The sequence below is a fragment of the Planococcus sp. RAB007_Raresut genome (assembly GCF_057369535.1).
In genome coordinates, this window is the sequence record NZ_JBXYIF010000006.1 from 292,750 (window position 1) to 311,778 (window position 19,029).

General features: G+C 45.4%; 30 protein-coding genes and 1 pseudogene. 17 read left to right on the plus strand and 14 right to left on the minus strand.

From position 1 onward, the window contains the following. Positions 1-131 precede the first annotated feature (131 nt). Positions 132-281, minus strand: coding sequence for a hypothetical protein (locus AC2Q9J_RS14250; RefSeq protein WP_499040939.1), 150 nt, complete (start codon positions 279-281; stop codon positions 132-134). A gap of 88 nt (positions 282-369) precedes the next feature. Between AC2Q9J_RS14250 and AC2Q9J_RS14255 the strand changes: the two genes are divergently transcribed. Together AC2Q9J_RS14255 and AC2Q9J_RS14260 are read left to right on the plus strand one after the other, a co-directional pair. Beyond that, positions 370-1,176, plus strand: a complete 807-nt coding sequence (locus AC2Q9J_RS14255; RefSeq protein WP_499040942.1) for an alpha/beta fold hydrolase — start codon at positions 370-372, stop codon at positions 1,174-1,176. Continuing rightward, on the plus strand, positions 1,173-1,805 hold the full coding sequence (locus tag AC2Q9J_RS14260; protein ID WP_499040943.1) for a CPBP family intramembrane glutamic endopeptidase: 633 nt from the start codon (positions 1,173-1,175) through the stop codon (positions 1,803-1,805). Before AC2Q9J_RS14255 ends, AC2Q9J_RS14260 begins: the two co-directional genes overlap by 4 nt. A gap of 26 nt (positions 1,806-1,831) precedes the next feature. Here the strand turns inward: AC2Q9J_RS14260 and AC2Q9J_RS14265 are convergent, their stop codons facing one another. From AC2Q9J_RS14265 to AC2Q9J_RS14275, 3 genes are all read right to left on the minus strand, one after another. Beyond that, positions 1,832-2,137, minus strand: coding sequence for a hypothetical protein (locus AC2Q9J_RS14265; protein ID WP_499040944.1), 306 nt, complete (start codon positions 2,135-2,137; stop codon positions 1,832-1,834). 187 nt (positions 2,138-2,324) lie between these two features. Further along, entirely contained in the window at positions 2,325-2,981 is a 657-nt protein-coding gene (locus AC2Q9J_RS14270) for a DUF4085 family protein (RefSeq protein WP_499040946.1), read from the minus strand. Between the two features lie 192 nt (positions 2,982-3,173). Beyond that, entirely contained in the window at positions 3,174-4,088 is a 915-nt protein-coding gene (locus tag AC2Q9J_RS14275) for a TIGR01777 family oxidoreductase (RefSeq protein WP_499040948.1), read from the minus strand. A gap of 185 nt (positions 4,089-4,273) precedes the next feature. On the opposite strand from AC2Q9J_RS14275, the gene AC2Q9J_RS14280 reads away from it, so the two are divergent. From AC2Q9J_RS14280 to AC2Q9J_RS14290, 3 genes are all read left to right on the plus strand, one after another. Next, entirely contained in the window at positions 4,274-4,495 is a 222-nt protein-coding gene (locus AC2Q9J_RS14280) for a hypothetical protein (protein ID WP_499040950.1), read from the plus strand. Positions 4,496-4,657: 162 nt separating this feature from the next. Continuing rightward, a complete protein-coding gene (locus AC2Q9J_RS14285; protein ID WP_499040951.1) occupies positions 4,658-5,377 on the plus strand; it encodes a hypothetical protein in 720 nt (239 codons plus the stop codon). 48 nt (positions 5,378-5,425) lie between these two features. Next, positions 5,426-6,163, plus strand: coding sequence for a hypothetical protein (locus tag AC2Q9J_RS14290; RefSeq protein WP_499040952.1), 738 nt, complete (start codon positions 5,426-5,428; stop codon positions 6,161-6,163). A 117-nt stretch (positions 6,164-6,280) separates the two neighbouring features. Here AC2Q9J_RS14290 and AC2Q9J_RS14295 read toward each other — a convergent pair whose 3' ends face one another. Both AC2Q9J_RS14295 and AC2Q9J_RS14300 read right to left on the minus strand, forming a co-directional pair. Further along, a complete protein-coding gene (locus tag AC2Q9J_RS14295; protein WP_499040954.1) occupies positions 6,281-6,658 on the minus strand; it encodes a hypothetical protein in 378 nt (125 codons plus the stop codon). A gap of 147 nt (positions 6,659-6,805) precedes the next feature. Then, positions 6,806-7,633: an undecaprenyl-diphosphate phosphatase gene (locus tag AC2Q9J_RS14300; protein ID WP_499040956.1), complete on the minus strand. Its 828-nt coding sequence runs from the start codon at positions 7,631-7,633 to the stop codon at positions 6,806-6,808. Positions 7,634-7,846: 213 nt separating this feature from the next. Between AC2Q9J_RS14300 and AC2Q9J_RS14305 the strand changes: the two genes are divergently transcribed. The 3 genes from AC2Q9J_RS14305 (at position 7,847) to AC2Q9J_RS14315 (ending at position 8,915) form a co-directional block, all read left to right on the plus strand. Then, positions 7,847-8,047, plus strand: a complete 201-nt coding sequence (locus AC2Q9J_RS14305) for a hypothetical protein (RefSeq protein WP_499040958.1) — start codon at positions 7,847-7,849, stop codon at positions 8,045-8,047. A gap of 97 nt (positions 8,048-8,144) precedes the next feature. Then, entirely contained in the window at positions 8,145-8,447 is a 303-nt protein-coding gene (locus AC2Q9J_RS14310) for a TIGR04104 family putative zinc finger protein (protein ID WP_499040960.1), read from the plus strand. 12 nt (positions 8,448-8,459) lie between these two features. Continuing rightward, positions 8,460-8,915: an HIT family protein gene (locus AC2Q9J_RS14315; protein WP_499040962.1), complete on the plus strand. Its 456-nt coding sequence runs from the start codon at positions 8,460-8,462 to the stop codon at positions 8,913-8,915. Between the two features lie 33 nt (positions 8,916-8,948). Here AC2Q9J_RS14315 and AC2Q9J_RS14320 read toward each other — a convergent pair whose 3' ends face one another. Next, on the minus strand, positions 8,949-9,143 hold the full coding sequence (locus AC2Q9J_RS14320) for a helix-hairpin-helix domain-containing protein (RefSeq protein ID WP_499041075.1): 195 nt from the start codon (positions 9,141-9,143) through the stop codon (positions 8,949-8,951). A gap of 36 nt (positions 9,144-9,179) precedes the next feature. Continuing rightward, positions 9,180-9,623, minus strand: a pseudogene (locus AC2Q9J_RS14325) (DUF4385 domain-containing protein); the annotation flags it as partial. A gap of 563 nt (positions 9,624-10,186) precedes the next feature. On the opposite strand from AC2Q9J_RS14325, the gene AC2Q9J_RS14330 reads away from it, so the two are divergent. Further along, a complete protein-coding gene (locus AC2Q9J_RS14330; protein WP_499040964.1) occupies positions 10,187-10,747 on the plus strand; it encodes a maltose acetyltransferase domain-containing protein in 561 nt (186 codons plus the stop codon). A 301-nt stretch (positions 10,748-11,048) separates the two neighbouring features. Here the strand turns inward: AC2Q9J_RS14330 and AC2Q9J_RS14335 are convergent, their stop codons facing one another. Both AC2Q9J_RS14335 and AC2Q9J_RS14340 read right to left on the minus strand, forming a co-directional pair. Next, positions 11,049-11,477 (minus strand): helix-turn-helix domain-containing protein, encoded by a 429-nt coding sequence (locus AC2Q9J_RS14335; RefSeq protein WP_499040966.1) that lies wholly within the window; start codon positions 11,475-11,477, stop codon positions 11,049-11,051. A gap of 66 nt (positions 11,478-11,543) precedes the next feature. Then, positions 11,544-11,945 (minus strand): hypothetical protein, encoded by a 402-nt coding sequence (locus AC2Q9J_RS14340; RefSeq protein WP_499040968.1) that lies wholly within the window; start codon positions 11,943-11,945, stop codon positions 11,544-11,546. Between the two features lie 123 nt (positions 11,946-12,068). Between AC2Q9J_RS14340 and AC2Q9J_RS14345 the strand changes: the two genes are divergently transcribed. The 7 genes from AC2Q9J_RS14345 to AC2Q9J_RS14375 all read left to right on the plus strand — a co-directional run bounded on the left by AC2Q9J_RS14345 (position 12,069) and on the right by AC2Q9J_RS14375 (position 14,821). Continuing rightward, positions 12,069-12,425: a DUF1801 domain-containing protein gene (locus AC2Q9J_RS14345; RefSeq protein WP_499040970.1), complete on the plus strand. Its 357-nt coding sequence runs from the start codon at positions 12,069-12,071 to the stop codon at positions 12,423-12,425. Positions 12,426-12,437: 12 nt separating this feature from the next. After that, positions 12,438-12,698 carry a hypothetical protein gene (locus AC2Q9J_RS14350; RefSeq protein ID WP_499040972.1) on the plus strand — a complete coding sequence of 87 codons (261 nt, stop codon included), beginning with the start codon at positions 12,438-12,440 and terminating at the stop codon, positions 12,696-12,698. 31 nt (positions 12,699-12,729) lie between these two features. Continuing rightward, positions 12,730-12,945: a hypothetical protein gene (locus AC2Q9J_RS14355; protein ID WP_499040974.1), complete on the plus strand. Its 216-nt coding sequence runs from the start codon at positions 12,730-12,732 to the stop codon at positions 12,943-12,945. After that, on the plus strand, positions 12,938-13,120 hold the full coding sequence (locus AC2Q9J_RS14360; RefSeq protein ID WP_499040976.1) for a hypothetical protein: 183 nt from the start codon (positions 12,938-12,940) through the stop codon (positions 13,118-13,120). Before AC2Q9J_RS14355 ends, AC2Q9J_RS14360 begins: the two co-directional genes overlap by 8 nt. A 189-nt stretch (positions 13,121-13,309) precedes the next feature. Further along, a complete protein-coding gene (locus tag AC2Q9J_RS14365; protein WP_499040978.1) occupies positions 13,310-13,948 on the plus strand; it encodes a hypothetical protein in 639 nt (212 codons plus the stop codon). 158 nt (positions 13,949-14,106) lie between these two features. After that, a complete protein-coding gene (locus AC2Q9J_RS14370) occupies positions 14,107-14,586 on the plus strand; it encodes a DUF2975 domain-containing protein (RefSeq protein WP_499040980.1) in 480 nt (159 codons plus the stop codon). 10 nt (positions 14,587-14,596) lie between these two features. Next, positions 14,597-14,821 carry a helix-turn-helix domain-containing protein gene (locus tag AC2Q9J_RS14375; protein WP_499040982.1) on the plus strand — a complete coding sequence of 75 codons (225 nt, stop codon included), beginning with the start codon at positions 14,597-14,599 and terminating at the stop codon, positions 14,819-14,821. Positions 14,822-14,870: 49 nt separating this feature from the next. Here AC2Q9J_RS14375 and AC2Q9J_RS14380 read toward each other — a convergent pair whose 3' ends face one another. The 4 genes from AC2Q9J_RS14380 to AC2Q9J_RS14395 all read right to left on the minus strand — a co-directional run bounded on the left by AC2Q9J_RS14380 (position 14,871) and on the right by AC2Q9J_RS14395 (position 17,250). After that, positions 14,871-15,629 (minus strand): class I SAM-dependent methyltransferase, encoded by a 759-nt coding sequence (locus AC2Q9J_RS14380; RefSeq protein WP_499040984.1) that lies wholly within the window; start codon positions 15,627-15,629, stop codon positions 14,871-14,873. A 337-nt stretch (positions 15,630-15,966) separates the two neighbouring features. Further along, positions 15,967-16,188, minus strand: a complete 222-nt coding sequence (locus AC2Q9J_RS14385; RefSeq protein ID WP_499040986.1) for a hypothetical protein — start codon at positions 16,186-16,188, stop codon at positions 15,967-15,969. 132 nt (positions 16,189-16,320) lie between these two features. Continuing rightward, positions 16,321-16,608, minus strand: coding sequence for a DUF5316 family protein (locus tag AC2Q9J_RS14390; RefSeq protein WP_084242925.1), 288 nt, complete (start codon positions 16,606-16,608; stop codon positions 16,321-16,323). 99 nt (positions 16,609-16,707) lie between these two features. Beyond that, positions 16,708-17,250: a GNAT family N-acetyltransferase gene (locus AC2Q9J_RS14395; RefSeq protein WP_499040988.1), complete on the minus strand. Its 543-nt coding sequence runs from the start codon at positions 17,248-17,250 to the stop codon at positions 16,708-16,710. A gap of 208 nt (positions 17,251-17,458) precedes the next feature. On the opposite strand from AC2Q9J_RS14395, the gene AC2Q9J_RS14400 reads away from it, so the two are divergent. Beyond that, entirely contained in the window at positions 17,459-18,937 is a 1,479-nt protein-coding gene (locus AC2Q9J_RS14400; protein WP_499040990.1) for a phytoene desaturase family protein, read from the plus strand. Positions 18,938-19,029: the final 92 nt, after the last annotated feature.

The window sequence follows — 19,029 nt, forward strand, 5'->3', positions numbered from 1 at the left end:
AACTGTATAAATATTAACTAATTTTAATAATATACATAATTTATACATTAATATATCGAACAAATGGTTTATTATTGTATAGTTCGAATAGGTTAAATTAAACAATAGTTCTAATTTTTCCATACATTAATTTATACATCTGTATCCATTATCATATCTTGGGTTGAGAGACGTGGGATGAATTGAGCGGCGCTGTCGTATGGCGGATTTTTAGTGTCGTATAGATTGCTTTTAGTGTCGTATAGCGTCGGTTTGCTGTCGTATAGACTCGATATCCTCACACATCCCTCTCCTCACAAGTTTTGCCCCTCCCACATGAAGGGTATTCCACTTAGATATGTATCTTCATTTAGGAGTGGATCCCGTTTTATGTCCTATGCCAAAATTGATGACTCGCTGACGCTTTATTACCAGACAAAAGGCGAAGGACTGCCGATTGTTTTCATCCATCCGTTCGTAATGGCGCATAATGTGTTTATGCATCAGGAACCGCTTGCCGAAAAATATCAGACCATCTTTTTCGATATGGCCGGCCATGGCAACAGCTCGAAAGGCGATGTGCCGCTGACGATTGAGTTGCTGGCGGAACACCTCAAAAAACTCCTCGACCGGATCGGCATAGACAAAGTGGTCGTCTGCGGCTACTCGCACGGCGGCTTAGTGGCGCAGGAGTTTGCGCTCAACTATCCCGAAAGGACGATAGCCATCATCCTGTCCGGCGGCTATTCGGAGCTGAATAATTTTTCGCCGAAATTCTTCATCAAGACGGTGATGTATTTGGCGAAATTCCGGATGGTGCCGGTTGCTGCAAAATTGCAGGCGAAACTCAATAAATACTATCCTGGTGATGATAAAAAGATTTATCACCTTGCGCGGAAATCGGATCCGCAGCGCTCGTATGAATTCTGCCGGACCGGATTGGATTATGTGTCGACCCATTCGCTGCACCGGCTGAAGATGCCGATTCTGCTGGTTTACGGAACGCTGGAAAAGCCGATGCATCATTACCGGATTCCGTTTCAGAAAGCGGCGCCGCAGACGCAGGTTGTCTTTATTGAAGGCGGTGACCATCAAGTGCCGCCTCGCTCATTCAGGAAATTCAACGCTGCAGTCGATGCCTTTTTACAGCCGATAGCGGCAAAATTCAAGACAGATGATTCGGAGAGATTGCGATGAAAATGATTTTATTGCTGACTGGCCCGACGATCATGATGTATATCGGCTTGTATCTGATTGAAAATGTTGCCGCGACGTTTTTGCTGTTCTATGGCTGGCTGCTGGGCGTCCCTCTTTTCGGCAAAGCTTTTCCGAAAGAGCGCATACAATTATCGAAGCACGGCTTCCTGTTGGGAATTGTCAGCGGGATGGTCTTCTTCATTTTCATATTCGGCGGGATGATTTGGCTGCATGAATATCTACTGGATGTGGAATCGCTGCGGGAACTACTCGTCTATTGGGGCTTTATCGGACCGGGTGAACTCTGGCTCGTACTTGTGCTGCTTCTGCTCAATCCGGTGCTGGAAGAAGTATATTGGCGCGGCTATATGTTCGAGAAAATCCGTAAAAAAGGCAGCGCGGCCACTGCTATTATTGTGACAGCCTCCTTTTATACGCTCTATCATGTGCTGACGGTCATGCAGCTTTTCGAAGTCGCCTACACGCTCGTCGCCGTCATCCCCGTGCTGATAGCCGGATTGTTCTGGGGCTATATCCGTGAACGCACCGGTTCTATCACCGCCACCATCATCGGCCACGGCCTCGGCGATCTGGGGATTGTCTGTGTGTATTGGTTTATTGTCAGGTAAATAAAAAACAAAAAGCTGCGGAATCGTTATCCGCAGCATACTTGTGGTTCTATTGGATTTAGGCAAATTGCCCGCGGCCTGGGCCGCTCCTTCATCTTGGCGCGGCAGCATTCGATCAGCAGCAATGCCAGCCTTTTTTCGCCCATGAATTCGTGCGGCTTGTGCCATACTTGTTTAAATACCTGTGTGACAAGCTGTTCGCAAATGCGATGATCGGATTCGGCTTCGGCGACAATTTTCCACAGCAATAAATGATAACGGTCATACAACTCTTCGAACGCCTTTTTATCCTGCTGCAATAAAGCCTTGATCAATCTTTCATCTGCTCGCATCTCGTCACCCCTCTATCTCAAACTACCCGCCTCATCTAAGGCTAAACTCCCAGTTGAAATAAAAGATGCGATTTTTGCAATTATAATTCAAAAAAGATGATTTTCATGTATTTTGTATACTTTATAGGTTCTAATGTCTTATTATTAGGAATTTATTAACAAATTAACCTAAAAAGAAAAACTGGTTTTATTCCAATTCCTCAATTTGAATATCTCTGCAAATAATCGTTACTTCTGTCATCGGCGTATCGAACAGCACATGCAATTCAACACGGTCGCCGTTCAAGTAAAGTTCGTTATACAGCCACCTGGCACCTATGATGTCTTCAGGAATTACGACTTGGCTCGCTCCCGTGAACTTCACTTCAACATCTTTGAAATAATGGAAGCCACCGCTGCAATCGATGAGGAGAACGACTTCATCATCGGATGGCTGGTGAACGTTTTTCACGACACAATCATGCAGACTTTTCTCAGTCAGCTGAATCGCGCCAGGCGGCAAAGATTCCTTGATGGATTCGTAGTGGCGGCTGTAATCATCGAGCAGCGCGTCAAAACGGGCTTCGTAATCCGCTTCCCACTTGTCCGCCATTTCGCGAAACTCAGGCGTCGGGTATTTGGAATTGATCGTGCCGTCGTAAATATAAGGATGAAAGGCTTCAGGCAAAAACTTCAGAAGATCCTCTTTCTTATCTTCCAGGTCACGACGCTGCAGTTCCGCGGGATCGATGTCCTGCCCGCGGTAGCCCGCCAGATCTTCTTCCCATTGCTCTTCGGTTTCAGGGAAGGTCAGAAAACTGGACACTTGCATCTCGTCATACCATTCTTTTGTAAAGTATTTCATCGTCTTCCCCCTAAACTCTTCTTTTAGAAGATTATACTCGGTCTTCTGTAAGAAATGAATTTTTATCTTTAAACGTTTGTTCTTTACTCTCTACTAAACTATGTTCCCCAAACTTAACGGATTTCCTCTTTCCTTTGTGAATTCTCTTCTATTCAAATTAAAAAGCTGCTCCGCGATAAAGCGGAACAGCGCTTAATACTGTTCTTGTTCTTGCTTTTGTTCCTGGAGGATTTGCCACAGGGCGCGGTCCAGGCTGTCATATTCGAAATGAAAGCCTGCTTTTTCGAGACGCTCCGGCAGCACCCACCGGCTTTTCAGGATCAGTTCCGTTTCTGTGCCGATGAAAACGGCGCCCATTTCGAGCATCCACTCTGGCGCCGGCAAACCTTTGCGACGCCCCATCGCTTTACGCATCTGCTCCATCAACTCTTTATTGGTTACTGGGTTCGGCGACGAAGCATTGAAGATGCCTGTCAGGTCTTTTCGCTGTTTCAGGAATTCGATGATGTGGTAGACGTCTTCGATATGAATCCAGCTGAACATCTGCTTGCCTTCGCCTTGTTTTCCGCCGAGGCCGTAGCGGACCATATTGATATAAGGATCCATCACGCCGCCGTCCGCTCCGAGCACAATGGCGAGACGCAGCGCGATTTGTCGGGTTTTCGGCAAGTTGAAACGGAAGAATATATCTTCCCATGCCTTGCCGACATCCACCGAAAATCCGGTTCCGAGTTCTCCGGTCGATTCCGTCATCGGCCGGTCTTCCGCGTGGCGGTAAATCGTCGCCGTGCTGGAATTGATCCAAAGCAGCGGTGGATTTTGGCATTTCTCAATCGCCTTGCCCAGCGCTTCAGTCGTCCGCGTCCGTGATTCATAAATTTCACGTTTGTTCTTTTCGTTATAACGGCAGTTCACTGATTTTCCCGCTAGATTAATAACCATACCCGCATTTTCAAGCGCATCGACCATCGCTGCCTCGTCGTTCCAAGAGATCTGCCCCGGCTGCCTCGATATGATATGGACGATATAGCCCTGATTTGTATATGTGCGCTCCAAATATTGTCCGATAAAACCGGTGCCGCCTGCCAGTACAATTTTTTTAAGCATACAAAAACCCCTCTGCATTATTTCCTATACCTTTTAGACGTATGAACTACTGGAAAAGATTCACTTTTTTATGAATTTATCAGATTTCATTAAATTTTTTGGAATTCAGCTGTAACAAATGCCATATTATGTTAGCCTTTAATTATGCTAATAAAACCATCTAATGTCTGACAGGAGTGTCCATCATGAAAAACAAAATGAACGCATGGCAAAAACTATTTCTTTTATTCGCAGGCGTGCTGCTGATTTCAAGCGCCATCTTTTTAACACAATCGTATTTCAGCTACCAGCAGGTGAAAACCTCTTCGGATCAATGCTATGACCAGGGCGGCTTCCCGAAAGTCGTGAAATCCGGCTTTGAAGTGAAAGTGTTTGAATGTAATTTCTACGATGAAACGGACGAATAAAAAATTATTGTTCCAAGAATGACAGCAATACTATTAACCGGCAGCGCCCTTCGAATCAGGAATAGATTTGAAGGGCGTTTGATCTAGGATGAAACGTTTTCGGCTTTTATCAGTCTACTGGGTAAATAGGTGAATCATCTATTGTGCGAAGGGGGCAAATATGTGCAGAAAGTAATTGGCTCCATCTTAGTTCTGGTGATTGGAATAATGGTTGTATCGGGATGTGGCAAAGGCGGCTCAGATGCCAATGCGTTTGGCGAAGAAGGTTTCCAATATAAACATGAAGAGATGATCGGATGGGTAGTCAGTAAAAAAGATCACGTCATTGAAATGGAAATATCGGAATGGAAGAAACGGGATTCAAACTCTGAAACAGAAGAAGGCTATGCCTATTACGCCAGTTTTTCAGAAGAAACTGCCATCACCTATGAAGATGGCACAGAAGCCTCTATTGATGTCATTAAAGACGGCCACAACCTATTGGTCACCCCACCCGCAAAAGGCAACGATTTCAAGGGCCATGCCGATGAAATTGTGATTTTGGACATGACTTACGAACAGAAATACGAAAAGTTCCTGGCCCATAGAGGTGGTTATAATATTGTGGTGATGCATGAATCCGGCACTTCCCTTCCCGATGAAATGAGAGATCCGCTGTTTGAGAATGCCGGCGCAATTCTGGCAGAAACCGGCCAGCGTGTCGGCACTGGGTGGATTGAGTATAACCCCGACTACGTGGTCGATTATAAAGAAGAGTTGGACATTGAACAGTTTCCGGTAATCCTCTTTTACGGCCAGGAAGAGCTACTGTTCAAATCCACTAACGTGGATGAGGTTTATGAGTTTTTGGAAGAAATAAAAGAAGAAACACCTGAGAGTTAACTTGAGGTTTAAGCAGTTAAGCTGTGTCTAATTGAGAGGAGTAAAAAGATGAAATTCAAATCACTCTATTTTGGAAGTCTGTTGTTTATTGCATTAACGCTTTCCGCATGCGGCACCGAGGACACAGTCGAAGAAACAATCTATGATGACGAAGTTGACCAGTCTGCTGCAACCAAGTTCGAAGATGATAAAATGATCGGCACAACTGGTCCGCCGGATAAGGAAAACAAGATTCTCGGGGTCGGTATTTCAGAATGGGAAAAGCGGCATGACGGGCCTGTTACAACTGGTGAAGGAATCGGCTACGAAGCTCATTATGACGATGAGACTATCGTAAGAAACGAAGATGGCACCGAAGCTTCCCTTGATGACATCAAGTTTGGGCAAAAAGTACAGATCAACCCGCCACGAGGCGACAGTTTTGAAGGTTATGCGGAAGAGATTATCCTATTGGACATGACATATGAGGAAAAATATGACCGGCTTTTAGGGCGTAACGGTGACATTAATATTGTCATCATGTATGAGTACGGGGAAAGATTGCCTAAAGAGATGAAGGATGCCGAACCTCTATTCGAAGAGGCCAACAATATACTCAAAGATACCGGGAAACAGGTTGGTGCTTCCTGGCATGAATACGATAAAGATTTTGTGGTGGATTTCAAAGAAGAACTGGAGATTGAACAGTTCCCGGCAGTTCTCGTTTTTGACGGGGAAGGCATGCTGTTCAAGTCGAATGATGTGGAGGAAATGTTTGACTTTTTGAGAGGAATGAAAGAGGAATGACCTTCAATAAATCCAACTAAAAATAACGTTCCGCAAAAAAATCACCTTCTGAAATCGTCAATTTTTATAACTGACGATTTCAGGAGGCTTTTTCTAAGTTGCTATAAGCAGTGGCGTTTAATCATTATTTGTTATTAAAAGAATATTTTCCTTTTTTCCATCCCAGTTAATTTCAACTTCTATTTCATCGTCTTCATCAAAATAACAGGACTCACATTGGAAATTTCCAAAGTTCACTTTTCTGTCGGTCAATTCATTGTTGGTTGTACCTGACCCGCTTTGTTTGTAGTGTATCATGTAATCAAATTTCTCAGGAATCGGTTCTGCACCTGTATATTCTAATGTGCCTGTGCCTGTCGCATCGTTTTGACTAGATACTTCTACTGCATAAAAAACTTCCCAGTTATCACTGCTCCCTTTTAGTTCATACCTTTCTCCAATTCCACAGGAACTTAAAATAAGCAGCAACAGAATCCCGATTATCCCCTTTTTCATCTTACATCCCCTTTCTTTGTTAACTCATGCTCTCATCCAGTTATTTCCTCTCCATATAATTTTACCTTATTATTCTGATAATTATAAGAGATAAAAAAACCAGCGAATCACGAGCAATCTTCCGCTCATGATTCGCTGGCTTTTATTTTAGAAGAAAACGATGACGATCAGGATTGCCGCGAGTATCAGGCGATAAATGGCAAACGGCATCAATTTGACTTTCGAAATCAGTTTCAGGAAGAAACGGATGGAAATCAAAGCGAAGACGAAAGCGCTGACGAAACCGACGATATAGAACGATAAATAATCCATCGACAATGTGTCCCAGTTTTTCAGGACTGACACGAGGCTTGCACCGAACATGATCGGCACAGCCATGATGAACGTGAAATCCGCGGCGGTGCGGTGGTTGAGTCCAAACAGCACGCCTCCGGAAATCGTTGCGCCGGAGCGCGAGAAGCCTGGCCATAATGACAAACATTGTACCATTCCGACTTTGAATGCCTGTATGTAGGTGATTTCATCGAGGCTGTTGACGGACGGCGTTTTCGGTCCGAATTTGTCTGCGGCGATCATTAGGATCGATCCGGCGATTAACGCATAAATGACGGTTTCGACACCGAACAAATGGTCATCGATCAAGTCCTTGAACGCGAAGCCAAGCACAACTGCCGGCAGCATGCCGACGATGACGTGCAATAAGTTGAAGCGTGAATTGGCGGGCTTGCCGTCTATTTTATAAAGGCCGACCAAACTGAACAGCCGCTTCCAGAATACAACGACCACGGCCAGAATCGAACCTAATTGAATCACGATTTTAAATGTATTTGCTGGGTACTTCCCCAAGAACTCCTGTGATTTCAGCCACATATCATCGACGATGATCAAGTGTCCCGTTGACGATACCGGCGCAAATTCTGTCATGCCTTCCACAAAGCCCAAAATGAGGGCTTTCAGTAAATCCAACCATTCCATGTTTCATCCTGCTTTCTATTATCATCTCTTCCTAAATAAACGCATCTTTTTAGCGGAAGTTGCACGCTTTTCTTCTATTTCAAAAATATATATTACAAGAGGAATTTCTTGAAACTTCAAACTGTTTCAATCGTATAAATACTATAGCATGATATTAATGAATCCATCAGAAATATTTCGGAAGGGGTGAAGGAGTTGGCGGAGCGAGTTGATATGAGTTTCAAGAATAAAGAAGTGAAGATGTGGTTTCTGATCATGGTTCCAGCTTTTATACTTGGTTCCATCGCTTTATTCACGAGTGAACCCACATCCAGATATCTGCCCTTTTTAATCATGATGATTGGTTTGGCCATCTATTATATTTGGCGTTTCCGATACCGCAAAAAGAAGAAGAAAGCTGACGCTAAAAAGTAAATTAATCCTTTATTTCCCGGGAAATGCTGTGGAATTTATTAGCTGTATGCTTTAGCATGAGGGAAAGATATACATAGATTCGAATGGAGGACTTCAGATGCCACACTGCGAGAATTGCAAAAACGAATGGTCATGGGGCACGACTTTGCGCAAGTCGTTTACGCTCGGTGAAGGAATGGAGTGCCCGGAATGCGGCAAAACACAATACCTGACGAAGAAGTCACGGAAACGAATGGGGATTGCAAACTTTTTCCCCCCAGTAATACTGTTAGGTTCTGCCTGGTTATTCGACCTGAACATCGTTTCGGTGCTGGCGGTTGCGTTCTTTCTTTTCACCGTCTTCATGCTGACGTATCCGCAGATGGCTGAACTGACAAACGAAAACGAGCCGATGTGGTAATAAATTCGGGAGGTGCACAGGATTATGGGAAAGATAGATGAATGCCTGGGCTGCAAGCTGGCCAATAACGAATTGGAAACACATGTCGTTTACGAAAACGAGTGGATCACGTGCATCCTTGACCACGATCCGTTCAATGAAGGGCATGTGCTGATTTTGCCGAAACAGCATTACCGGTTTATCGATGAATTCGATACAGAAACGGCGCTGTCGGTGATGAAAGCAGCGCAATGGCTGTCGAGTGCCATTAAGGTTGCTTATAATCCGGACGGCATCTCGATTTGCCAGAACGGCGGCACGTTTGACGACCTCACGCATTTCCACATGCACATCGTGCCGCGCCAGAAAGATCAGGACTTCTCCAGCTTTTATACGGATGAAGTCTGGGACAATGAAGCAATTAAGGCAAGATTGCCGGAGACGCGTGAGCGCTTGGCGAAGCTTGTCAGTGAAATGGCCGCATTTTAAAACGCCGTTCCTATTGGAATGGCGTTTTTTCTTTCACTTTTTAAATTCCAACCCTTTTGCGGCGAGTTCTTTCTTCAACACCTGGATCGCTTTCGGACCGACTCCGTGCAGCTCCAGGATTTCTTTTTCAGTGGCGTCTTTCAATTGTTCGACCTTATTGTAACCCGCTCCGATCAACGCTCTGGTTGCCGGCTTGCCGACGCCTTTTGGAAAGTCGTTTTCACCCATTGATTGATCCGCCTTTTTATTCTTAGATTTTAATTCACCGTATTTATGCTGGTGCTCCCTTTTGCGTCTGTTGTAATCCTCATCTTCCCTAATTTCATCCCAGCGCTTCTTGAAAATCGCCGCCGACTCGGCTTTCACCGGGTCAATCTGCCGTTCTTTGATGGTGCGGTCTTCATTGTATTTGCGGCCGCCTTTGTAATTTGTGTAGCGCCGCGCCCGCGTATAACCCATTTGGATGAATTTCCGCGCCATGTCCATGCCGACAAAATCATCCTGCTTGCGGTATTCCTCGAACATCTCCGAAATCTTCTCACATGACTCCCGCGCAATTTCCGGCGTCTTGAATCGCCAATGCGGCAAAATCTCACTCTTATACGGCTCCACCAGCAGCACGCCCTGCTCCCCTTTGCCGACCCGATATAACTCGGGATTCTTCCGCAAATCCAATTTCTCATAATCCAAATCATAATCGAATGCCATCCGTATCACTCCTTATGAAACTCATACCCCGTTTTTTGGTGGAAAATGCCTCCGGCTTGAGTATGGTTTATTTCAATTGTGAGATGAAAATTTCCATACGTTAATAAAATCTGTTTATACGTCACTATATTTTATCTAAACGACAACATCACTCATCCATACGATACTAAAACCAGGTTATACGACACTAAAGTTTCTCTATATGTCATCGAACCTTCAGCCAAAGAGCAACCCCCTTATTGGCCGAAAGACGGGCGGGGCCAGAGCCCCGCCCCAGCAGTCCGCGCGGCGGACTGCGACCATTCAGCTTTTTTGATGAGTGAGTACTAATGTAGATGAGGATTTGAAGTGAAAAAGCTTATACGGCAACAAAATACCGTTATACGACAACATCCATCATCTATACGACACTAAAATCTTTCTATACAGCGTCTCACATCCGCTATCTGTTAAATGAACATAATCCTCCTTTTAAATAACGGCAATTCCGACTTTATTGGAGTGACCGGAAAAGAAACTGCTATAATGGCGGTAGCAAGTTTCAGACAAAGGGGCGATGCAGGGTGAAAAGCGAGAAGGAGAAAATGTTGGATGGGGAGATGTATGATCCGACTGACAATACATTGCAGAATGAGCGGTTGAATGCACGGCGGCTGAGCCGGTTGTTCAATAAGTCTTCCGAGATGGACGGCACGGACCGGAAGCTGCTGTTGAAGGAATTGATCGGTTCGACGGGCGATAAGTTTTATGTGGAGCCTAATATCCGCTGCGATTATGGCTATAATATCCACATTGGCGAAAATTTCTATGCCAATTTCGATACGTGCCTGCTGGACGTCTGCGAAATCCGGTTCGGCGACAATTGTATGCTCGGGCCGGGTGTCCACATCTACACGGCTGCCCATCCGCTCGATCCGAATGAGCGCAACGCCGGCAAGGAATTCGGCAAGCCGGTAAGCATCGGCAATAATGTGTGGATCGGCGGACGCGCTGTCATCAATCCCGGTGTCACTGTTGGGGATAATACCATCATTGCTTCAGGCGCGGTTGTCGTGAAAGATGTGCCCGCCAATACGGTTGTGGGCGGCAACCCTGCCCGTGTCATCAAGGAAATCAAAGTATAAAAAAATGCCGTGGCTGATTTGCAGCTGCGGCGTTTTTTGACGGAACCATTTTAAAACCATTTTAATGGATGCATTTCGCGAGCGAAATGCGTCTTTTTTTGTTTTTGGTTTTAGGGTCTGCTCTAATCAGGGCTTTTCGCTGGCGAAAAGCGTCCTTTCTTACCCTTTTGACTTTTGTGAGAGGGAGAATCGGATAAGAAATATATAGTTTTCGACGGATATCTCCGTTCAGGAAATTATATCAACGGTCAAAAAATTATATCTACGTTCAGGTGATTATATCTACGTTCAGACGATTATATCAACGTTCAGCCTTTTCCGCCTTCACCTTCGCCAGCGTATATAACTCCAACACATCCTGCTTGCTCAACTCTGTTGAAATCGACAGCAGCCTCTCCAGATAATCCGCCTTCGTCAATTCCACCGGCAGCCAGTCCTCCGGCGCAACTTCGTCTTCCGCCGCGATGCCATTCATGATATCGTCCCATTCCGCGTCGCTGTAATGCACGACTTCTTCCTTCGGCGTAATGAGCAGCACATCCACCGGCACATCCAGCACATTGCTCAGCGCGACAATCCATTTCGCCGACGGCACCGAGTCGCCGTTTTCCCAACTCTTGATGCGGCTGGCCGACGTCCCCAGCTTTTTCCCCAGCGACAGCATCGACAAGCCGTCATGCTCCCGCAGAAATCGCAGAATCTGTCCGAAATTCTTTGCATTGAAATCCATATCTTCACACCTTCGATTTTATTTATAAATAAAATATATCATGGCTTAATTTATAAATAAAATCTTTTACGGACGATAGCCGTAACCGAAGTTGAACAGAAAATGAGAAAACAGGAAAAGAAGCGTCACTGGAATGATGGTTAGCACAATGAGCACCTTAGCCCCGGCTGTCTCCGCCCGTCGGATCCACCTGATAAAGATGTAGACCAGAATCACGAAAAGCGGCACATACAAGAAATAGCTCGTATTGTAGACCCATTCTGAATTTTCGTCCCAATAAGCTTCCGGCACCGCCCGTATGCCTTCGTATTTTTGATCGATTTCATTTCTGACGGTGATGAAAATATAAGCAAAAGCGATGTAATAGATTGTAATTATCCCTTTCACCCACCATTTGAAATAACGGCTGGTGAGCACAACTAGTAAAATTAATGCAATCGTAATGAAAAATCCTTGGTATTGCTGCACGTGAAGTCCCCCTTACAGTAGTTTCCGGTTTTATTTGAATAAACGATTCTGTAAACTATCCCCAATTGGCACATCATTAACGTTATAATGAGTATAACAATAGACGAAAAGGGGGCGGCAAGGATGCAAAGCAAATTGGATCCGCAAGTGGACGAATTCATCGACGGGCTGGGCGAACCGGTGCAGGCAATCGTCAAACGCTTAAGAGGCGTGGTGTTCGAAGCATATCCGGAAATCGATGAACAGATCAAATGGTCAAAACCGAGCTATTCGAAAGAAGGGCTGGTGTGCTATATGCAGACCGCGAAGAGCCATGTCAATTTCGGATTCTACCGCGGCACGGAACTGGAAGACCGCAATAATCTGCTCGAAGGCGACGGCAAGAAAATGCGGCACGTCCAAATCCGCAAAGCAGACGAAATTGATGAAGAGAAATTGAAGTTTCTGATATGGGATGCGGTTGACCTTAATCGGAAGTGAGGTAGGGTTATCTTGAAGATCGGTACGTTACTTTATATGGTATTGGTCATGCTTTTGCTGACCGTCTTTTTCTTTGGCATCGAACCAAGGCTTGGTGAAAACCGCTGGGCTGCCTACGCCGTTTATATGGTCTTATTTTTCGGACTGCTTGTCGTTTCTCAAAAACTTGAGGAACGCTTCGAATTTCTGCGCAGAAAAATGGACGGCAAGCTTGGCGCCCTGCTAATTTTTGGCCTTTTAGCAGCACCTTTCTTTTTAAGCATGATTATCTAACTAAGATTTGCAACTGTTTGGAGGTGTTACTATGAACCAACTTAAAGGATTATACATATGCCTGATTTTAATCATGGCTGTTACATTGCTGAACTTTAATTTATTTGACGGGCAATATTCCGGAATCGCCATGATTCTGACAGTCATTCTTTTCATCATCGCTTCATTTTTCTACATCAATGCAAGCCACCGCCTGAAAGATGCCGACCAACAATCTCATGAAACGAGAGGTGACACCAATGCGTGATAAAAAGTATCTTCCATTCATATTTCTGCCTGTCCTGATAGTCGTGATCGTCGCCAATTCTGACATGCATACAGACGGCAAATCAGTCCTATTCGCTTTATCTGCATTGTGCATGCTGGTCGGCGGTTATCTGAGTGCCCGACCGTATTTTAAAAAGAAAAACGAAAATGCCTGATAGTATTAATTCAACAATACGACCGCCAATTCACAGCTGAATTGGCGGTTTTTTCTTTGCATCAATCTTTAATTGTAAAATAATTGTAAGAAAAGCGATACTTTTCTTGCTTTCATTCGTATTACTCTATATAAAGACTTTTTAATGAAGCCGCCAAGGAAATCAGACATTCTATGAGGAGGAACGATGATGTATTTTACTAAAAATAACGAACCTGCATTTTTGAAAAAAGCGCTCAGCATCCTGATTTTAATTTTCACCAGTTTACTGATTATGGGATGTTCAGCCAATGGAACAGCTGAAGATGATGAACCCGAAGCAGAAGGCACAGCCGATCAGAGCGAACAGGCGATTCTGGCTGTTATCGAAGAAGAGTTCAATGGCCCTGACGAAAAATATATCGCAAAGTGGAATGCGATGGAGGAAGCCCAAGTTTCAGAACAATATAGCGAGGATTATGAGGCATTCCTGGAATCACCCGAATACCAGGAACTCATGAGCTATATGGAAGAAACCTACGCCTCCTATTTTACAGAGAATGGCTATGATAATTTCATAAATACGACTACGGCATTTACCTATTCCCGTTTTGAACACGATTATGAGTTAACGCCTTCCAATATTGAAATAACACAGAGCGAAAACGGTGAAACCCTATATGACTTCACTTTTGATGTGGAGTACACAGATCAGAACGGTGAATCGGAACAATTCAATTTCGAAGGCAATGCCATCGTCCCTGAAGAAGGGAAAATCGGACAGATAGAATACCTGGACGATCTTGAGGACGGATTGCTCGAACAATTAAGAAGCGATAATCAAAAATAACTTTATGGAACGCTGCCTTCGGGCGGCGTTCTTCTCATTTAATTTGATTAAATGTTTTTTAACACCACCAAACCAATTCATATTCAATAATTATTTATTGATATTCGATAAAATATATGGTATCTTCAATATAAGAAATTGTGAACGAGGTGCTGAATATGAAACGGGAAACCATCTTTTTGAAAATCGTCATCGTCCTGATGGCGCTGCCGGTACTGGCAATCTGCATATTTGTCGTGCCGCCGATCAGCTCTTTTGTGGCTGAACTCTTGCCGGAATGGGCTTTCCTGCAATGGATCTTCATGATTGCCCTCTATATAACGGCAATCGCCTATTTTATTGCGCTGTACCAGTCGCTGAAGCTGCTGAGTTACATCGATAAGAACATCGCGTTCTCGGAACTGTCGGTCAAAGCGCTGAAAAACATCAAGTATTGCGCGCTGACCATTACGGGAATTTACATTCTGTGCCTGCCGCTCATCCTTTACATGGCACAGGTCGATGACGCGCCGGGACTTGGCGGGCTTGGCATGGTCATTACATTCGGTGCCTTTGTCATCGCCGTTTTTGCGGCAGTGCTCCAAAAACTTTTTGAAAATGCGATTGAAATAAAATCTGAAAACGATTTAACGGTCTGAGGTGACGATAATGGCGATTATTATCAATATTGATGTTATGTTGGCAAAACGGAAAATGAGCGTGACGGAACTGACGGAACGGGTCGGCATCACCATGGCAAACCTGTCCATTCTGAAAAACGGCAAAGCGAAAGCGATCCGCTTTTCGACTCTCGAGGCCATCTGCAAAGCCCTCGATTGCCAGCCCGGCGATATCCTGGAATATCGCAACGATGAAGAAACGGCAGCGAAATAAACCCAAAAGATAAGAGCCTGGATAACTTTCCAGGCTCTTTTTGCTGTATTTATTTTTCCGCAACCGCCTCAAACGTGATGCTCTGTTTCGGACTATCCGGATATTTGCCGTATTGGTAATCGGCGGAAATGACAATATCGCGGAATCCGTGATTCTCGAGAATCGTACGGAATTCCTCCACCCCGTACCAGCGCATTGCAAAACGTTCGAGCTCTGTATCCAACAATTTCCCGCATTTCCACCGCTCGTAGCGGTTATGCGAAACGCTGAATTGATTGATGTGATCAATTTCTTTCGTCGTCGTTTCAAGCGTGATCACTTCGCCGTTTTCGATTTCCCATGAACGCAGCGTCGAATTCCCGACTTCATTGTCCGTCGGCAAATACAGATCCATAATCAGTTTGCCGCCCGGTTTTAAATGCTGATGGAAATTCCTTAACGCTTTGAACGAAGCTTCCCGTTCATGCAATAAAAGAAATGTGCCGGCCGGAACAACGATTGCCTCATATTTCTTGCCAAGCGAAAACGTCAGCATATCCGCTTCAAACAGATTCGGCGTCAACCCGCGTTCCTCGCAATTCTTTTTGCACATCTCAAGCATTTCCGGTGAACTGTCGAATCCGTCCACGCTTAGATTATTCTCAAGCAAAGGCACGAGCATACGCCCAGTCCCGGTTGCCGGTTCAAGAATGCGTCCAGTGATGCCGGCGAGCCGGTCCAGATAGAACTCCACATCGCCGAACGATGTCCCTATCGGCTTGTCGACTCCATAGACTTCCGTTGATAGCTTGCTGTAATATCCCAACATCGGATGCCCTCCTTCGCTTCATGTGATGGTATAACCCTAAAAAAATTTGTTCCCAAAGTATTCCCCTTTTTCTGAAAATGGAAACCTTGGAGCGTTTTCTGCTGTTTTTCGCGAAGTAAATGTAATATTTTAGATTAAAAACCAATTGAGATATGGAGCAAAACAGCGAAGTGAAAACTACTTTTGACTAACCAAACTAAAATTCGTGCTCCTGCATCGCTACGCTGCTTCGTCGCAAAGACTTAGCCTCAAAGCCGTCGGCTAAGTCTTCGAAGCTGTTTTGCGTAATATCGGTTTTACAACCAATACTATTTTCAACAAATTAAAAAATCCCAACCTAATTGAGATTTTTCTTCTCTTTATCCTTATCTTTGTTTTTATTTTTATGCTTATCCCAATCGTATGGCACTTCAACCCATTCCTTGAACGCTATAACAGCCAAAGCTATACCTCCGTATATCAGGATATTTTCCAAAGCGATTCCTTCCCCGCTTCTTAAATCTTTAATTACAAACCCTAAAACCATTAGTGAAGCACCTATTAAAATCTTCTTTACCACACTGCGCCTCCTCCACCCTTTTCCAGATTATCTCATATCTACAGGTTTAATTCGCCGTAATATTTAAAAATTCCTTTTTACAATAAAAAAATAACCTCCAAGCCCATATGGCTCGAAGGTCGTTGATGTGTATTAGAAAATCCACAGTGCTGCCAGGGCAGCCAATAGATTCGGCAATGCGAATAAAAAAGCATTTCTCATTCTCGCGTTGCGTCTTGCGCTTTCTTTGCGGCGTTCTGAGCTGGTCATGCGCTCCATGCCGCTGTTTCCTTTAAGTACACCTGAAAACAGCAATGCCCAAAGGACACCGACGATTCCAAGAATTCCTGCGATCAGGAATGCCAGGTTCCAGTCTTCCAGGAAATAGCCGAGCAACAGGCTGATGGCAGCCGTGACAATTCCGATTCCTAAAAATTTCATTGTGTTTTCCTCCATGCTCTAAGGTAATAGCCTGCCCTTAAATTTTAAAGGCATAGGCTTTATTTTAAAACTATTAATTTCTTTTTTCAAATCGGCTTCTTATTTCTTCCACTCCGACGCCAGCATTCCATAAACGATGTGATCGACAAAATGGTCATACAGCCATTCCACCTGGCGCAGCGTCCCCTCTTCCGTGTACCCAAGACGCTCGGGAATTCCGCGGCTCTTCAAGTTGCCGGTCGCAACGCGGATTTCCGTGCGGTTCATGCCGAGATGCCCAAACGAAATTTCCGTCAGCGCTTCCGCCACCCGCGTCATAATCCCGTGCCCTTGATAATCCTGCCCCAGCCAATAACCGATCTTCGCCGTCTTATTCGCCCACGCCAGTTCATTGAACCCGGCCAGCCCAACAATTTCACCTTTATAGACGATTCCTGTATTCAACGTTGTATTTTCCGCATAATTCTTGCGGCTCATGCGAATAAAATCATGCGAGTCCTCAACCGTCTTCGTGAAATCCAGCCACGGCAGCCATTCTTTCAAATAAGCACGCGAACCGTCCGTCAACTCAAACACCCGCTCCGCATCTTTCTCTTCCAATAATTTCAACGACAACTCTTCATCAATCTGGTATGTAAACATCTTCTATCCCCTCCACTGCTATATTCAGAGTAGCACAACCAGGCAGTTGTGAGAATATGGAATATCATGTTTTTCAGTCTGCAAATTTTCTCACTGACAAGAACTGTGGTACTTTAATAAATAAATTGTGCTTCGGTATTTCGTAAGCATCATCCAAGATATTTTTATTTTTATAGAATAAAAATCAAACTTTCGAGGAGGGTTGGACATGCCGCAAAATGTCTTAGTAATTGGCGCCGGCATCGGCGGATTGACCGCTGCTTCGCTGTTGGCTAAAAACGGGGACCACGTTACAGTTCTCGAAGCATCCTCTGAACTGGGTGGCTGCGCCGGTAAATTCAAACGGCATAAATTCCTGTTCCCTGCCGGTGCGACACTCGGCATGGGCCTGGAAAACGGCGGCATTCATGAGCGTGTGTTCCGTTTCCTCGGAAAGCCGTTGCCGCTCGAACCGCTGGAAAACGTTATGGAGATGATCCACCCTGATCATTCCTTTGTTTTTCTGAAGGATCGCAAACAGCATGTGGATACAATCATCAGCCACTTTCCCGCATACGAGGCGAAGATCCGTGCCTTTTATCAGGAAGTCTACGCTACTGCTTCAATCGTCCGCACAATGATGGATCCGCTTCCTGCACTGCCGCCGGCAACAGCGAAGGAATGGGCAGCATTAGTCGGCGCCATCCGACCTGTCCATACTAAACTTCTACCGCATTTCAACAAGACGCTTGGCGATCGCCTGGAACGTCACGGCCTCGGCCAGCTTCCAGCATTCCGGCACATGCTGGACGGGCTGCTGATCGACAGCATGCAGACCGGCGCCGATGATGTTTCCTATTTACTGGCTGCCGTTGCACTCGATATCTATCACGAAGGCGCTTATTATGTACCCGGCGGATTGTATCGATTTGCCGAGCTCATGGGAGAAAGCATCAAGGAAAATGGCGGTGTGCTGAAAAAACGCCGCACTGTCACCCACCTGGAGAAAAACGAAAAAGGCTGGCTTGCAACCGATCACCGTGGCAATAAATACGAAGCCGATGCAGTCATCGTCAATGCCCCAATCCATTTGCTCCCCGGCATGCTGCCACCGGAACTCGCACGAAAATTAAAAAAACCCCTCCTCGAGGGGGCAAGGAGTGAAACGTGGACCACCCTGACTTTGTATATTGCGGTCGATTCCAGCAAATTGTCCCATCCGCTGCCTCCTTTCCGGCAAATTTCAACAGGAGCCGGCATGGCTGAAGGCGCCCACTTCTTCATGTCCGCCTCGCTTCCCGGTGACTTGTTGCGGGCACCTGCCGGCTATCAGACCGTGACAATTTCCACCCATTCCAAAGCCGGCTTTTGGGATACGCAGAAAAAATACGAAGCTACCAGAGAAATCCTAAGTGAGCGCATGCTCCAGGCAATTGAGCAGCAAATTCCCGCTTTCCGCGAATCGATTGTTCATCTGGAAAAAGGCGCACCCAAAGCATGGGAGCGTTACACCGGCAGACCCAACGGCTTTGTCGGCGGATTCCCCCAAACCTTGGATTCAGCGCTCTTCAATTCCATCTCGCATCATTCCGGCCTCCCTGGCCTTTACGTTTGCGGAGATCACATCTTCCCAGGCGGCGGCACTATCGGCGCGGCGACGAGCGGCATCCACGCAGCCAGATCTATCGCTTCCAAGCGGCTGATTTAGGAGCAGGCGCAAGAACCGTAAGATAAGAATTCTCAAACGTAAGATAGAATCGCCAAACCATAAGATAGAAACGCAAAACCATAAGATAACAG

What these genes read in the sequence shown, in the direction of transcription:
- AC2Q9J_RS14255 (WP_499040942.1), top strand. Translation starts at nt 370, where the DNA reads ATGTCCTATGCCAAAATTGATGACTCGCTGACGCTTTATTACCAGACA.
- AC2Q9J_RS14260 (WP_499040943.1), top strand. Translation starts at nt 1,173, where the DNA reads ATGAAAATGATTTTATTGCTGACTGGCCCGACGATCATGATGTATATC.
- AC2Q9J_RS14265 (WP_499040944.1), bottom strand. Translation starts at nt 2,137, where the DNA reads ATGCGAGCAGATGAAAGATTGATCAAGGCTTTATTGCAGCAGGATAAA.
- AC2Q9J_RS14270 (WP_499040946.1), bottom strand. Translation starts at nt 2,981, where the DNA reads ATGAAATACTTTACAAAAGAATGGTATGACGAGATGCAAGTGTCCAGT.
- AC2Q9J_RS14275 (WP_499040948.1), bottom strand. Translation starts at nt 4,088, where the DNA reads ATGCTTAAAAAAATTGTACTGGCAGGCGGCACCGGTTTTATCGGACAA.
- AC2Q9J_RS14280 (WP_499040950.1), top strand. Translation starts at nt 4,274, where the DNA reads ATGAAAAACAAAATGAACGCATGGCAAAAACTATTTCTTTTATTCGCA.
- AC2Q9J_RS14290 (WP_499040952.1), top strand. Translation starts at nt 5,426, where the DNA reads ATGAAATTCAAATCACTCTATTTTGGAAGTCTGTTGTTTATTGCATTA.
- AC2Q9J_RS14295 (WP_499040954.1), bottom strand. Translation starts at nt 6,658, where the DNA reads ATGAAAAAGGGGATAATCGGGATTCTGTTGCTGCTTATTTTAAGTTCC.
- AC2Q9J_RS14300 (WP_499040956.1), bottom strand. Translation starts at nt 7,633, where the DNA reads ATGGAATGGTTGGATTTACTGAAAGCCCTCATTTTGGGCTTTGTGGAA.
- AC2Q9J_RS14305 (WP_499040958.1), top strand. Translation starts at nt 7,847, where the DNA reads ATGAGTTTCAAGAATAAAGAAGTGAAGATGTGGTTTCTGATCATGGTT.
- AC2Q9J_RS14310 (WP_499040960.1), top strand. Translation starts at nt 8,145, where the DNA reads ATGCCACACTGCGAGAATTGCAAAAACGAATGGTCATGGGGCACGACT.
- AC2Q9J_RS14320 (WP_499041075.1), bottom strand. Translation starts at nt 9,143, where the DNA reads ATGGGTGAAAACGACTTTCCAAAAGGCGTCGGCAAGCCGGCAACCAGA.
- AC2Q9J_RS14335 (WP_499040966.1), bottom strand. Translation starts at nt 11,477, where the DNA reads ATGGATTTCAATGCAAAGAATTTCGGACAGATTCTGCGATTTCTGCGG.
- AC2Q9J_RS14345 (WP_499040970.1), top strand. Translation starts at nt 12,069, where the DNA reads ATGCAAAGCAAATTGGATCCGCAAGTGGACGAATTCATCGACGGGCTG.
- AC2Q9J_RS14355 (WP_499040974.1), top strand. Translation starts at nt 12,730, where the DNA reads ATGAACCAACTTAAAGGATTATACATATGCCTGATTTTAATCATGGCT.
- AC2Q9J_RS14360 (WP_499040976.1), top strand. Translation starts at nt 12,938, where the DNA reads ATGCGTGATAAAAAGTATCTTCCATTCATATTTCTGCCTGTCCTGATA.
- AC2Q9J_RS14365 (WP_499040978.1), top strand. Translation starts at nt 13,310, where the DNA reads ATGTATTTTACTAAAAATAACGAACCTGCATTTTTGAAAAAAGCGCTC.
- AC2Q9J_RS14370 (WP_499040980.1), top strand. Translation starts at nt 14,107, where the DNA reads ATGAAACGGGAAACCATCTTTTTGAAAATCGTCATCGTCCTGATGGCG.
- AC2Q9J_RS14375 (WP_499040982.1), top strand. Translation starts at nt 14,597, where the DNA reads ATGGCGATTATTATCAATATTGATGTTATGTTGGCAAAACGGAAAATG.
- AC2Q9J_RS14380 (WP_499040984.1), bottom strand. Translation starts at nt 15,629, where the DNA reads ATGTTGGGATATTACAGCAAGCTATCAACGGAAGTCTATGGAGTCGAC.
- AC2Q9J_RS14390 (WP_084242925.1), bottom strand. Translation starts at nt 16,608, where the DNA reads ATGAAATTTTTAGGAATCGGAATTGTCACGGCTGCCATCAGCCTGTTG.
- AC2Q9J_RS14395 (WP_499040988.1), bottom strand. Translation starts at nt 17,250, where the DNA reads ATGTTTACATACCAGATTGATGAAGAGTTGTCGTTGAAATTATTGGAA.
- AC2Q9J_RS14400 (WP_499040990.1), top strand. Translation starts at nt 17,459, where the DNA reads ATGCCGCAAAATGTCTTAGTAATTGGCGCCGGCATCGGCGGATTGACC.